Genomic DNA, 14067 nt, shown 5'->3' with positions numbered 1-14067 from the left:
GTGGGTAGTATGCCGCGAGGTTATCTGTCCCTGGTTCTCCATGCCCACCTGCCTTACGTGCGCGACCCGGAAAATGAGGATGCCCTTGAAGAGCGCTGGCTTTTTGAAGCCATAACCACTTGTTATATTCCTTTGCTTAATTCCATGCTTACCATGTCCGGGGAAGGGGTAGAATTCCGTCTGACCATATCCCTTTCTCCTCCTTTGCTTTCAATGCTGACCGATAATTTATTGCAGCAGAGATACCTTGCATACATTGATAAAATGATCGGTCTGGGCAAAAAGGAATGCCACAGGAATTCCGGGGACCCTATATTTTTGCCCCTGGCGGAATTGTACCTCCGCCGGGCGGAGGGGGTCCGGGATTTCTTTTTGCAATACCAGGGCGACCTGACCCTGCCTTTTAAGAAACTGATGCTGGAGGGCAGGGTAGAGCTTATAACCACCTGCGCCACCCATGGCTACCTGCCTTTAATCAAGCGGCCGGAGGCAAGGAGAGCACAGATCCACAACGGAGTCGAAATTTTTAACAATATTTTCGGTAAAACCCCGCCGGGTTTCTGGCTGCCTGAATGCGGATACATACAGGGCGTTGATGAACTGTTGAAGGAATACGGCGTTGCATATTTCTTTGTGGATACCCATGGTATACTGGGAGCCGGCCCCAGACCGGAATACGGCATTTATGCCCCCCTTCACTGCCGTTCCGGGGTGGCGGCCTTCGGCCGGGATCCGGAGAGTTCCCGGCAGGTTTGGGAGAGGCGGATTGGCTACCCCGGACATCCGGATTACCGGGAATTTTACCGGGACATTGGTTACGACCTGGATATGGACTACCTGAAACCCTCTCTACCCGGCGGTATAAGGGTGGATACGGGGTTTAAATATTACCGTATCACCGGTGACGGCGCCGATAAAAAGCCCTACGCGCCCCGGCTGGCGGAGACCAGGGCCGCTGAGCACGCGGCGCATTTTTTGCAAGCCCGGCTGCGCCAGTTTGAAACAGCTTCGGTGTTTATGGAAGACCGCCTGCCCCTGGTGGTATCCCCCTATGATGCGGAACTTTTTGGCCACTGGTGGTACGAGGGGCCGGTGTGGCTGGAGAACCTCTGCCGGCAGTCGGCAAGCGGCGAGGGGATGGAAATGATAACCCCCGGCGATTATCTGGGGCTCTATCCTGAAAACCAGGAGGCCGAACTTCCCATGAGCAGCTGGGGGGAGGAAGGCTACAGCTTTGTCTGGCTTAATCCGGAAAACGATTGGATTTACCGCCATCAGCACAGGGCCGAGGCCAAAATGACCGAACTGGCCGACCTCTATCCCGGGGCCACGGGCCCGGCGGAGAGGGCGCTCAATCAAGCCGGCAGGGAGCTGCTGTTGGCCCAGAGCAGTGACTGGGCCTTCATCCTTAAACAAAAAACCACCGTACAGTATGCCGCGTCCAGGGTTAAAATGCACCTGGCCAATTTTAATAAACTGGTTGAGCAGATTGAAGCCCTGGGGATTGATGAACAGCAGCTGATAGGGCTGGAACGGCGGAATAATATTTTCCCGTCAATTGATTACAGGGTATTCGGTTATAACAGGGTTTGCCCGGAAATATTCCGGGATAAATTAAAGCGGGTTTTATTATTGTCCTGGGAGTATCCTCCCCGAACCGTAGGGGGGCTGTCCCGCCATGTATACGACCTGTCCGGGGCCCTGGCCTCCCTTGGGCTGGAGGTTCACGTGCTCACCTGTCCCGCCGCGGAAACTCCCCTTTACCAGTTTGAAAGGGGAGTGCATGTTCACCGGGTAAACCCCGACGAACTCCCGGCGTCGGAGTTTCTTGAGTGGCTGCAGCAATTGAATGCCGGCATGGTTGGAATAGCGGAGGAAATTGGGCTGGGACGGGGTTATTTCGACCTGATCCATGCCCACGACTGGCTGGTGAGGGACGCCGCCGAGACAATGGCCTCAGGCACCGATATACCCCTGGTGGTTACCATTCATGCCACTGAATACGGCCGTAACCGGGGTTTGTTTTCGGATCTGCAAAAGAGCATCAATAGTATTGAAAACTCCCTGGTGAACAGGGCGGACAGGGTTATTTGCTGCAGTTCCTACATGGCCCGGGAGGTAAGCCAGCTTTTTGGGGCCGGTCCGGATAAAATCAGGGTAATTGCCAACGGGGTTAATATGGAAAATTTGGTTATTGACAGGGGACAGGCTATCAGGTGCAACCCGGAAGGTAAAGGAAATATAATTTTTTTGGGCAGGCTGGTACCGGAAAAGGGCCTGCAAATTCTGCTGGAGGCTTTTCCCCTGATATTGCGCGAGATTCCGGAAGCGTGCCTGCTGGTGGCGGGACGCGGGCCCTATGAAGAGGAACTGAAACAAAAAGCCCGGGATCTGGGGATTGACCACAGGGTAAAATTCGTAGGTTTTGTTGACGACACCGGCAGGAACAGAATACTTGCCGGGGCGGATCTCGCCGTGTTTCCCAGTATATACGAGCCTTTCGGCATAGTTGCCCTGGAGGCCATGGCCGCGGGGGTGCCCATGATCGTTTCGGATACCGGCGGCCTGGGGGAGATAATAGAGCATGGGGTGGAAGGATACAAAGTGCCGCCCGGGAGGGCTGATTTACTGGCCAGCTTTGCCTGTGAGCTGCTGATTAACGAGGAGCTGGCCAGGAAATTTTCCCTCCGGGCAATGAAAAAAGTGTTAACCAGATATGATTGGAAGCACATTGCCTACGAAACCGGCAGGGTGTATCTGGAAGCCCTGGCCGAACATGGCGCTCTCCGGTAAAAATGTATTTCTCCGGTGGCTAAACCGCCTTACCGTTCATAATATGGTGGAAAAAAGAAGGTGGAGAGCTATGTCCGATTCCGTTAAATTAAACTGGAGAAGCCCGGTGGTAGTGATTGTGGTTGGTGGTTTCTTTTTGCTGCTGCTGATTATTGTTCTTGTGGTGTGTTTGTGCAAACTGTTTTAATAAGGAGAAACAACCGGGCTTTACAAAAGCCCGGTTGTTTTAGGTCAGGGGACACACCTCTTTCAGAGGAATGTTCCCGACGTATGCCAGGGGACGCACCTCTTTTAGAGGATGTCCCCGGTTTATGTTTTCCGTGCTTATTTACGGACATTGCTATGCTGGGATATAATATTAGAACTATTTATTTAACCGGAGGGATTTGTATGAAATTTTCCCCGGCCGGGCTGATTACTGGAATCGGCAGCCTGCCCTTTACCGAGCCGCAACCGGCCCTTCCGTTAATTGTTAAAAATATGCCCGAGGCGCCTCACTGGCCCCAGTTGCCCAGGAGGGGCGCCCGGGAGGGTTTTGTATTTCAATTCCTGACTCCGCTGGTTAATACGGGACTGATATCCCTTACCGGGGACAACGCGGTATTTGATACTGAAAACCCTTCCTGGCCGGAAAAGCTGACCGATTTTTATACCGTATACCTGCAGGCGGAGAGCGGTGACGAAAAGTCTATTGACGCCTTTGCCTTGCCCCGGGAAGCGGCGGCGGGTTTTTTCGCTTATATGGAATACTTTCGCCAAAATCCCTCCCGGGAGGCTTTGTATTACAAGGGACATCTGGCCGGGCCTTTAACCATAGGTTTCCAGCTAAAGGACGCCGGGGGAAATCTGGCCTATTACCAGGAGCAATTGAAAGACGTGCTGATTAAAACCCTGGCCATGCACGCCCGGTGGCAGGCAAAGGAGCTGGCTTCCCTGGGGCGGCCGGCTATAATTTTTGTGGATGAACCCGCCATAGGCGCCTGTGGTACCTCCACCCACATTACCCTGACCAGGGATATGGTGATTGAGGACTTAAATGAAATATTCCGGCAAATACATCAGGCCGGCGCCCTGGCGGGGGTTCACTCCTGTGACGCCGTCGACTGGTCCATACTGTTTGAAAGCAGCCTGGATATTATAAACCTGGATGCCTACAGCTTCGCCTCCTCGCTTCTGCCCTTCGCCCGGGGTCTGAAAAAATACCTTGAAAATGGAGGGGTTATGGCCTGGGGCATCGTACCCACCAGCGACGATGCTTACGGTGAAAATCCCTCCACATTGCTGGCCAGGCTGGAGGATATCTGGGGTGAATTGGGCCGGAGGGGTATCGGCAGAAATCTGTTGCTTGCCCAGTCCATGATTACTCCGGCCTGTGGCACGGGCCTGCTGGAAAGGGAATTGGCGGAGCGGATATACAGCCTCGCCCGCCAGGTGAGCGACAGGGTAAAGGAGATGGCGGGGAATGCTGACTGATTACCACTGGCATACCAGCCGCTGCGGCCATGCTGAGGGAGATATGGCTGAATATGTAGCCCAGGCCCGTAAGCGGGGACTGACGGAGGTCGGTTTCGCGGACCATGTTCCCATGTACTGGCTGCCGGAGGGGGAGAGGGACCCCGGCCTAGCCATGGCGGGGGATGAACTGCCCCGCTATGTGGAAGAAGTTCTCCGGCTGCGGGGGGAAAATCCGGATATCAATATCCGCCTGGGGCTGGAGGCGGATTATATACCCGGCCGGGAGCAACAGTTAAAGGAAATCATAGCAAACTACCCCTTTGATTATATCATCGGCTCGGTTCACTATATAGACGGCTGGGGCTTTGACAATCCCGGGCTGGTATATGAATATGAAAACAGGAACATTGATGAAATTTATGGGCTTTACTTCGACCAGCTCTGCCGGGCTGCCGGTTCAGACATATTCGATATTATCGCCCACCCCGACCTGATTAAAAAATTTGGTTACCGGCCGGGCAGGCCGCCGCTGGAATTATACCGGAGGGCAGCCCTTATCCTTGCCGGGTCGGGGGTGTGCCTGGAGGTTAACACCGCCGGCCTGAGAGCCCCGGTGGGGGAAATATATCCCGCCAGGGATTTTTTGATTGAGTGCGGTAAAATGGGGGTTCCTGTGACCACCGGTTCCGACGCGCATAAACCCGGGCAGGTGGGCTGGGGATTTGATTTGGCGCTGGAGCTGCTAAAGGCCGCGGGGTATAGGGAAACAGCCGCTTTTAATAAAAGAAAGCGCACTTTTATTGGGATTGATAACATTCCCGCTCCGGCGCCGTAAAGTTAGAGACTTTTTATGACATTACCCCGGGGAATTAAAAAGGGAAAGCAGGGACAAAGGACAAAACCGCGGAGGTGTGTCCCCGTGTCTTATATACCCGGCCGCAGTCTGGTAGCGGTATTTGGGGTTGCTTTGATACATATTTGGACTATATAATCTATTAATAGGTGGCCGTTCCCACAGCTTTCGCCAAAGCGGCTTAAACCGGTTGCGGGCGGCGGCCTGGAAGTGCCGGGCCGTAACCCTGTAATTATGGTGGACGGGCCGGTTCCAGCCGGGAATCTTTGGGCTACTGCCCGCCGGCCGCGGAATTTCTGCCGTTATTGTTGTTTCTTGCCGGTTTTCCACCGACTCCCGGGCCTTGGCCGGCGGTTGGCGCAATGATTACGCGGCCCAATGGGTATGTTTGGCAACAGTCTCATAAGTAGTTATAACTCCTGAAGTCCGGAAGGACATCGAAACAATTTACTATTCTGGAGGACTGTTAATGTCGGAAAAAAGATTGCCTTTTACCAGGGAACAGTTGCTGGAGATCATTAGAGAGTACCCCACACCCCTTCATATCTACGATGAAGCGGCAATCCGGGCCAATGCCCGCAAACTGCTGGAGGCCTTTTCATGGGTTTCCGAATTTAAAGAATTTTTTGCTGTTAAGGCCACTCCCAATCCGTATATATTGAAAATTTTGAAAGAAGAAGGCTTCGGCGCGGACTGCAGCTCACTGCCGGAGTTGCTGCTTGCGGAGAGGGCCGGTATTTACGGAGAGGAAATAATGTTTTCCTCGAACGACACTCCGGCGGGAGAATTCATTAAAGCCAGGGAACTGGGAGCCATCATAAATCTTGACGATATCAGCCACATTGAATATCTGGAGCGGCATGCCGGCATACCGGAGGTAATTTGTTTCCGTTACAACCCCGGCCCCCTTCGGGAGGGCGGCAACGCCATCATTGGAAACCCTGAGGAATCAAAATACGGGCTGACCCGGAAACAGCTTCTGGACGCCTATAAAATTATGCAAAACAAGGGAGTCAAACGTTTCGGCCTGCACACCATGGTGATATCCAACGAACTGGACCCGGATTATTTCATCGAAACAGCCAACATGATGTTTGATCTGGTGGTGGAAATTTACCGCACCCTTGATATCAAGGTGGAATTTGTCAATTTCGGCGGCGGCATAGGAATACCGTACCGTCCCGGAGAGGAACCGGTGGATCTTTTTTATCTCAGCCGCGGCATTAAGGACGCCTATGAGAAGAAGATAGCGGCCAACGGGCTGCACCCCTTAAAGCTGGCCATGGAAAGCGGAAGGATGATAACGGGTCCTTACGGCTACCTGGCGGCCACCGTGATTCATAAAAAGGAAATATACAAAAATTATGTGGGGCTTAATGCCTGTATGTCCAACCTGATGCGCCCGGGGATTTACGGCGCCTATCACCACATCACCGTAATGGGCAAGGAGGACTGGCCGCACGGTTATATATATGATGTCACCGGCTCCCTCTGCGAGAATAACGACAAATTCGCCATCAACCGCAAACTGCCGATGGTTGAGATCGGCGATATTCTTGTGATTCACGACACAGGCGCCCATGGGCATGCCATGGGGTTTAACTACAACGGTAAGCTGAGGTCCGCCGAACTGCTCTTAAAACCCAACGGTGGTGTGGAAGTAATCCGCAGGGCCGAAACAATAGAGGATTATTTCGCTACCCTGGATTTTTCCAGGCTGTAATTCATTTGCATAAAATCCGCGTAGCTGCTTTTGAAACTTTCCCCGGCAATTGGCCGGTACCTTTTCAATAATCAAACCGCCGTCCCCGCACGGCGGTTTTTTTATACCCAAATCGGCGTAGTAACCCCAAAGGCTGCACCATCGTCCGGGGCGGAGCATAATTTGGATAATAATTTTACTGCTTGCGGGGGTGAACTGTGATGGCCAAATACAGAATAATGGCCTTTGACGGAGGGGGTATTCGCGGTGCTCTTACAGCCGGCCTGCTGAAAAGGCTGGACGATATTTTCCCCGGTTTAATCAAAAACACGCATTTTTTTGCCGGAACATCCACGGGCTCCTTCATAGCCCTGGGTCTTGCGGCGGGTGTTACCCCCGGAAGGCTGGCCGAGCTTTATTCGGAGAAAAACGGGGAATATATTTTTAGCCCCAGATATCTTGAGCTGTTCAGGCCCAAATACGACAACGGCAATCTGAAAGAACTGTTGTGCTCCATATTTTCATGTGAGCTCAAGCTTAAGGATCTGGAAAAAAAGGTGCTCATACCATCATTCAGGGTAACCGGCCCTCTTAACTGGAGCGCCGTCTTTTTTAACAACTTTCCCAATTCGGATACCCTGGAGGAAAAGGTAATCGATGTTGCCCTTTCCAGCAGCGCGGCGCCGGTTTATTTTCCATCCTACCGCGGCTATATCGACGGCGGGGTTGCCGCCAACAACCCCAGCACGGCGGCGATTGCCCTGGCCGGCGATGTGCTTGCGGGCAATCAGAAATTGGACCGGATATACCTTCTTTCCCTGGGCACCGGATTCTGCCCGCTGAAAATAGATGCCGACACGACGGGTTGGGGCGCCCTGGAATGGGCGCTTTATACCAAGCCGCCGCTGCCGCTTTTAAGTTTAATGTTTGACGGGCTGGTGGAGGTGGACGCCAAATTCAGCTCGCAGCTTCTGGGTCCGCGTTATTACCGGGTTAACCCCCTGCTGCCCAAACCAATTCCCCTGGATGACTATCAGGGTATTGCCGAACTAAAATCCCTGGCCGGAGATATGGACATCAGCCCTTTAGTCCACTGGATTGAAAACAACTGGTTCGATTAACCTGCAGAAAAATATTTCCCTGTGAATTGCTAAGGAAAAAGGGCTTAATTAACCCGGGATGTCCGTCCCCTTGTCTGCTATTGAAATAGTTCCACAGACTCATTTTTATTTTTTTTATTGCGGTTAAAGGGTTTGAGGTATTAATATAGAATAAGTGGGGGAAAGTGGTGGAAAGTGGATCCATAGTGCGGTACGGTGGGTGAGTAGCTAATGTTCATGGGTGAATTTCAACATGCCATTGACGCCAAGGGAAGGCTCTTCATGCCCGCCCGCTTTCGGGAGGGGCTGGGGGAGAGGTTTGTCCTGACCAAGGGTCTGGATGGCTGTCTTTTTGTTTTTCCCCCCAGGGAATGGGACGCCCTTGAACAGAAAATACGCTCCCTGCCTGTGACCATGAAGGACGCCAGGGCTTTTAGCCGCTTTCTTTTTGCCGGCGCCACCGAGTGTGAGGTTGATAAGCAGGGAAGAATTCTTGTCCCGGGTAACCTCAGGGAATACGCCGGACTAGAAAAGGATACCATGATAATAGGTGTATCCTCCAGGGTTGAAATCTGGTCAGCGGCCAGGTGGCAGGAGTACAACCAGGGAGCCGCCGGTTCGTTGGAGGAAATAGCGGAAAAAATCGGAGGATTCGACCTGGGGATTTAGGGGACAAACCTTTTAGGTGTTGCCGGAAGAAGCTGCCTGCTGACAATTTGACCGGGGAATGTTCCCAGTTTATAAATTTTACCGGAAAAGAATGATGCAATTGATGACCGAGGAGCAAACCCCCGGTGTATTCGCACACATTCCCGTGCTGCTGCGGGAGGTTATGGAGGGGCTTAAACCCTTTCCGGGGGGGATATTTGTCGACTGCACCCTGGGTGGTGGCGGACACAGCACCGAAATACTGAAAAGGACAACGCCCGGCGGGAGGCTCATAGGGCTTGACCAGGATGCCGACGCCATTGCGGCTGCCGGCGAAAAACTGGCGGGCTACGGGGACAGGGTCATGCTGGTCAGGGAAAATTTCAGCCGGCTGGCACAGGTGCTGGACAACATGGGCATCAAAGAGGTAAACGGCATACTGTTTGATTTGGGAGTAAGTTCCTATCAGCTGGATAACCCCGCCAGGGGATTCAGTTATATGCACGACGCTCCCCTGGATATGAGAATGAACCGGGAAAACCCTGAAACTGCCGGGGACATTGTCAACAATCGGCCTGAAAAGGAACTGTCCCGGATAATCAGGGAATACGGCGAGGAGAAACATGCCGCCAGAATAGCGTCCTTTATTGCCCGGGAAAGGGGAAAGCGCCCCATTGAGACCACCTTCAGGCTGGTGGAAATTATTAAAAGCGCCATTCCCGCCAGAGACAGAAGAGAAGGGCCGCATCCGGCCAAAAGGACCTTTCAGGCTTTAAGAATTGCGGTAAACAACGAGCTGGGAATTATCAGGGAATCCATTCTCGCCGCGGTTGACCGCCTGGCGCCGGGCGGGCGTCTTTGCGTGATCACCTTTCATTCCCTGGAGGACAGGCTGGTTAAGGAAACCTTCCGGAAGATGGCGCGTCCCTGTGTATGTCCCAGGGACTTTCCGGTCTGCGCCTGCGGCAGGGAGCCGGTTATAAGGGATGTGGCGCCCAGGGGTGTGACACCTTCGGCGGAAGAGATTGATAAAAATCCCCGCTCGCGCAGCGCCAGGCTGCGTATAGCGGAGAAAATTCCAAGTTCTAAAGGGACGGGAGTGTGAATAAGCTGTGATAGTAGCGCAAGAGCGGTACGAGCATTACAGCCTGCCCGAGGAAGACCGCCGGATTGCCCGGCGCCCGCGGCGCGGCCCGCTGCCCCGTAAAGGCCAGGTTATGCTTGCCGGACTGGTATGTATAATTTTTTGCACCGGTATCATGATTGCGTTTTATTATACCCAGGTGCTTATCACAGGTTATAAAATATACCGTCTGGAAAAAGAGCTTGCCGGACTTCAGCAGGAGACAAACCAGCTAAACGAAGGAATTAACCGGCTGACTTCCCTGGAATACGTGGAAAAGGTGGCGACTACCAAATTGGGGATGGTCAGGCCGGATAACAAAAACGTGGTGCTGATTGACGCGGACGTAACCGGCCAAAATGACCGGAAGCCGGCTGCCACAGCCGGGACGGCCGCTGAAAATCCTGGAGGGGAAGAGGCGGAAAGCAAGCCGCAGGAAAAAAGGAACCATGTGCTTCAGGCGTTTGTAAACCTGATGGAGCATATACGGGGATAAATTGGTCAAGCCTTCGGGTGGGTACTTCTAAGGAGGAGGGCTATGCGCACTACGGGCATAGTGGTCCGGAAGAGGCTCACCTGGCTTTTTTTAATCTGTGTTTTGGCCTTTCTGGGTTTAATATTCAGATTGGCCTGGATTCAGTTTGTTCATGGTGACGATCTTCAGAAGATGGCCATGGAAGTTCGCATGAGGGAAATTCCTGTGGAAGCCATGCGCGGCAACATTTACGACAGGAATGGCCGGGAGTTGGTCACCAGCGTAAGCGTGGATTCCGTTTACGCCCTGCCGCATCAGGTTAAAGATACCGCCAAAACTGCGGAGGCGCTTGCTCCGGTACTGGATATTGACAGGGACAAAGTATATAAAATATTAAGCCGCAAGTCCTCCTACGAGTGGCTGAAAAGGAAAGTTACCCCCGAGGTTTCAGCCAGGATAAAGGAACTGAATTTGCAAGGCATCTACCTGGTGGAGGAGAGCAAGAGAAATTATTTGCACGAGACCCTGGCGCCCCACCTGCTGGGTATTACCGGGGTGGATAACCAGGGACTGATGGGAATTGAAAAAACCTTCGACGAAACTCTAAAGGGGAAGCCCGGGAGGATCTTGGTGGAGCACGACGCCGCGGGGCGGAAGGTGCAAAATCCCATTGAAAGATATATCCCGCCGGAAAAGGGCAACAGCCTGGTGCTGACCATTGACGAAACCATTCAGTATTTTGTGGAGAGGGAACTGGACAATGTAATGGCCAGATACCAGCCCAAACTGGCGGTGGTTATGGTGATGGAGCCCAAAACCGGAGAAATACTGGCCATGGGCAACAGGCCCACATTTAACTCCAACGACTGGAAAAACGTCCCCAGAAGCGTCTGGGACCGCAACCCGGCCATCTGGTATAATTACGAGCCGGGCTCCACCTATAAAATAGTAACCACCTCCGCCGCTGTGAATGAAAACACTGTGAGGAACAGCGACCGTTTTTACGACCCCGGCTATGCCAAGGTGGCTGACCGTAAGATACGCTGCTGGAAGGCCGGGGGACACGGAAGCCTTACCTTTGAGGAAGTGGTGATGAATTCCTGCAACCCGGGATTTGTTGAAGTGGGACTGGAATTGGGCAAGGAAAGGTTTTATAAATATATAAGGGCCTTTGGCTTCGGGCAAAAAACCGGAATTGATTTGCCCGGTGAGGCCACCGGAATAGTAATACCGGAGAAAAACGCGACCAATCTGAACATTGCCACCATGTCAATAGGGCAGTCCGTGGCTGTCACACCCATTCAGCTGCTCAGGGCAACCGCCGCGGTGGCAAACGGCGGGGTTTTGATGAGGCCCCTGCTGGCCAGGGAAATTGTAGACAGCAAGGGGAACACGGTAAAAAAATTTGAACCGGAGCCCTTGCGGCGGGTGCTGTCCCAGGAGTCCTCGGCCCGGGTGCGGGAGTTGCTGGAAAATGTGGTGGCCAGGGGTACCGGGCGCAACGCCTTTGTGGAGGGATACCGGGTAGCCGGCAAAACCGGCACGGCCCAGGTGGTGGGCGAGCGCGGCGGCTATGTCAGCGGCAGGTATGTGGCCTCCTTCAGCGGCTTCGCTCCGGCTGACGACCCGAAGTTTGCCCTGCTGGTGATGATTGCCGAGCCCCAGGGGGGAATATACTATGGGGGCCAGGTGGCCGCCCCGGTTTTCCAGGCCATTGCCAGGGATGTACTGCATTATATGAAAATACCCGAAACCACCGGGCTGGTAAAGCCCAAGGACCCGCTCACCTGGTACGAGCCGGAAAGGGTGGAGGTTACCGTGCCCAATGTGGTCAACTATCCTGTTAACGAGGCCACCAGGATGTTGAGGGAGGCCGGTCTTTCCATACAAACCAGCGGAGAGGGTGGAATTGTCTACGGTCAGGTACCCGAAGGGGGAGCCAGGGTGATCAGCGGCACCACGGTGCTGCTGGATATGAGCCCGCCGGCGTCGCCGGACGGAGGGGACAGGGTGACGGTTCCCAATCTATCCGGTTTGACCCTGGATGAGGCCGGCAATCTGCTGCAGGAAATGAGGCTGCACCCGGAAATAGTGGGAACAGGCCTGGTGGAAAAACAGAATCCGGATCCGGGAACCAGGGTTCTCCGGGGAAGCTCCGTCAGGCTGGAGTTTATGCCGCCGGGCAGGGATAAGCCCGGGCTGTCCGATAACGCCCCTCCGGTTATGGGCTGGGAATTTATTATGGATTGAGTAAATACAAAAGCCTGCAGGATGCCTTCCGGCAGGCTTTTATCAAGAGCGGATACCTGTACGGCCGCCCGGTATTAATATGTTTTAAGGTTAAACAAATAATTACTGGATATAATTATGGAAAGAAATGTATATGAGGGGGCCCTTTAGTGCTATTAAGTACCCTTATAAAGGATATAAAAATAGAGTATATTCACGGCGAAAATGATCCGGAAATTAAAGGAATAGCTTATGATTCCCGGAAAGTTCAGCCCGGGTACGTATTTGTGGCGGTGGAAGGCTTTAAAACGGACGGCCATATATTTCTGGAAAGGGCCGTAAAGGCGGGGGCTGTGGCGCTGGTGCTGGAAAAGGACGTGCCGGTGCCGGAGGGAGTAACGGTGGTCAGGGTCAAACAGAGCAGGCCGGCCCTGGCCCTGCTGGCTGCTTCCCTTTACCGCCATCCCTCCGGGAAGCTGGAGATGATAGGAGTCACCGGGACCAATGGAAAAACAACCACCACCAGCCTCATCGACGCCATTTACCGGGGGGCCGGCATTAAAACAGGCTTGATCGGGACCATAGCCAACCGCGTAGGGGACAGGACCGTGGCAGTAAGTCACACCACCCCGGAGTCCGCCGACCTGCAGGCCCTGCTGGGGGAGATGGCCGGGGAAGGGGTGGGGGCCGTGGTTATGGAGGTAAGTTCCCACGCCCTTGCCCTGAAGCGGGTGGCCGGGGTAGAATATGACGTGGCCGTGTTTACCAACCTCACCAGGGATCATCTGGATTTTCACCGGGACATGGACGATTATCTGGCGGTCAAGGCGGCGCTTTTTTCCGGCCTGGGGTCCGGTTCCAAGGGACAGCGCAAATTTGCCGTGATAAACGCGGACGATCCCAGGGCCGGGGAAATAATCGCGGTTACCGGGGTGCCGGTGGTCACCTATGGAATCAGGAGCAAGGCGGATATAACCGCCGGAGATATTGAAATTGCCTCCGGCGGTGTTTCCTTCACCGCCCGGGGCAAGGAAACCGAAATTAGGCTCAATTTAAAGCTTACCGGGATGTTCAACGTGTACAACGCCCTGGCCGCCTACAGCCTGGGAGTGGTCCGGGGCTTTTCCCCGGAGCGGATAAAGGCTTCCCTGGAAGGGGTGGACGGTGTTGCCGGGCGTTTTGAGGCGGTGCGGAAAGGGCAGGATTTCACGGTTATAGTGGATTATGCCCACACCCCGGACGGACTGGAAAACATACTGCAAACAGCCAGGGAAATCACCCGGGGAAGACTGATCACCGTTTTCGGTTGCGGCGGGGACCGGGACAGGCAAAAAAGACCCATGATGGGTGAAATAGCGGTGCGGCTCAGCGACCTGGCCATAGTCACCTCGGATAATCCCCGCACCGAGGACCCGTTAAGAATAATTGAGGATATCAAAGAAGGTATTCACCAGATGCCGGGGGGGGCAAGTTACGATGTGGAGCCCGACCGCCGGGCCGCCATAAAAAAAGCCATATTCGGCGCCAAATCCGGGGATGTGGTGGTAATTGCCGGCAAGGGGCACGAGGATTATCAAATCATAGGGGATACCAGGCACCATTTTGACGACCGGGAGGAAGCGGCCCGCTTTATTGAGGACAGGATGCAAAAAGGCCCGCTTTCATAAACCGGGGCCGGAACACAAAGCC

General features: G+C 53.8%; 10 protein-coding genes. All 10 read left to right on the top strand.

Annotated features, from left to right (window positions below; translation table 11 throughout):
• Positions 1–9: 9 nt before the first annotated feature.
• The 10 genes from DCCM_RS12485 (at position 10) to DCCM_RS12435 (ending at position 14045) form a co-directional block, all read left to right on the top strand.
• Positions 10–2793, top strand: a complete 2784-nt coding sequence (locus DCCM_RS12485; protein ID WP_104372725.1) for a 1,4-alpha-glucan branching protein domain-containing protein — start codon at positions 10–12, stop codon at positions 2791–2793.
• A 390-nt stretch (positions 2794–3183) separates the two neighbouring features.
• Positions 3184–4266 carry a uroporphyrinogen decarboxylase/cobalamine-independent methonine synthase family protein gene (locus DCCM_RS12480; RefSeq protein ID WP_104372724.1) on the top strand — a complete coding sequence of 361 codons (1083 nt, stop codon included), beginning with the start codon at positions 3184–3186 and terminating at the stop codon, positions 4264–4266.
• Complete coding sequence (locus DCCM_RS12475; RefSeq protein ID WP_104372723.1) at positions 4256–5083, top strand: histidinol-phosphatase HisJ family protein; 828 nt, start codon at positions 4256–4258, stop codon at positions 5081–5083. Before DCCM_RS12480 ends, DCCM_RS12475 begins: the two co-directional genes overlap by 11 nt.
• 487 nt (positions 5084–5570) lie before the next feature.
• Positions 5571–6824: a diaminopimelate decarboxylase family protein gene (locus DCCM_RS12465; protein ID WP_104372721.1), complete on the top strand. Its 1254-nt coding sequence runs from the start codon at positions 5571–5573 to the stop codon at positions 6822–6824.
• A 200-nt stretch (positions 6825–7024) separates the two neighbouring features.
• The gene (locus tag DCCM_RS12460) at positions 7025–7924 is read left to right on the top strand and encodes a patatin-like phospholipase family protein (RefSeq protein ID WP_104372720.1); all 900 of its coding nucleotides are present in this window, start codon (positions 7025–7027) and stop codon (positions 7922–7924) included.
• A 210-nt stretch (positions 7925–8134) separates the two neighbouring features.
• The gene (gene mraZ / locus DCCM_RS12455) at positions 8135–8572 is read left to right on the top strand and encodes a division/cell wall cluster transcriptional repressor MraZ (protein ID WP_104372719.1); all 438 of its coding nucleotides are present in this window, start codon (positions 8135–8137) and stop codon (positions 8570–8572) included.
• 103 nt (positions 8573–8675) lie between these two features.
• Positions 8676–9656, top strand: coding sequence for a 16S rRNA (cytosine(1402)-N(4))-methyltransferase RsmH (rsmH, locus tag DCCM_RS12450; protein ID WP_104372805.1), 981 nt, complete (start codon positions 8676–8678; stop codon positions 9654–9656).
• A gap of 7 nt (positions 9657–9663) precedes the next feature.
• Positions 9664–10170, top strand: coding sequence for a septum formation initiator family protein (locus DCCM_RS12445; RefSeq protein WP_104372718.1), 507 nt, complete (start codon positions 9664–9666; stop codon positions 10168–10170).
• 42 nt (positions 10171–10212) lie between these two features.
• Positions 10213–12399: a stage V sporulation protein D gene (locus DCCM_RS12440; protein ID WP_104372717.1), complete on the top strand. Its 2187-nt coding sequence runs from the start codon at positions 10213–10215 to the stop codon at positions 12397–12399.
• A 149-nt stretch (positions 12400–12548) separates the two neighbouring features.
• Positions 12549–14045, top strand: coding sequence for a UDP-N-acetylmuramoyl-L-alanyl-D-glutamate--2,6-diaminopimelate ligase (locus DCCM_RS12435; protein WP_104372716.1), 1497 nt, complete (start codon positions 12549–12551; stop codon positions 14043–14045).
• The last annotated feature ends 22 nt before the right edge of the window (positions 14046–14067 follow it).

Origin of the sequence: Desulfocucumis palustris, from assembly GCF_002933875.1 — a bacterium.
GTDB classification, from domain to species: domain Bacteria; phylum Bacillota; class Desulfotomaculia; order Desulfotomaculales; family Desulfocucumaceae; genus Desulfocucumis; species Desulfocucumis palustris.
This window is presented reverse-complemented; position numbering and strand designations above follow the sequence as displayed.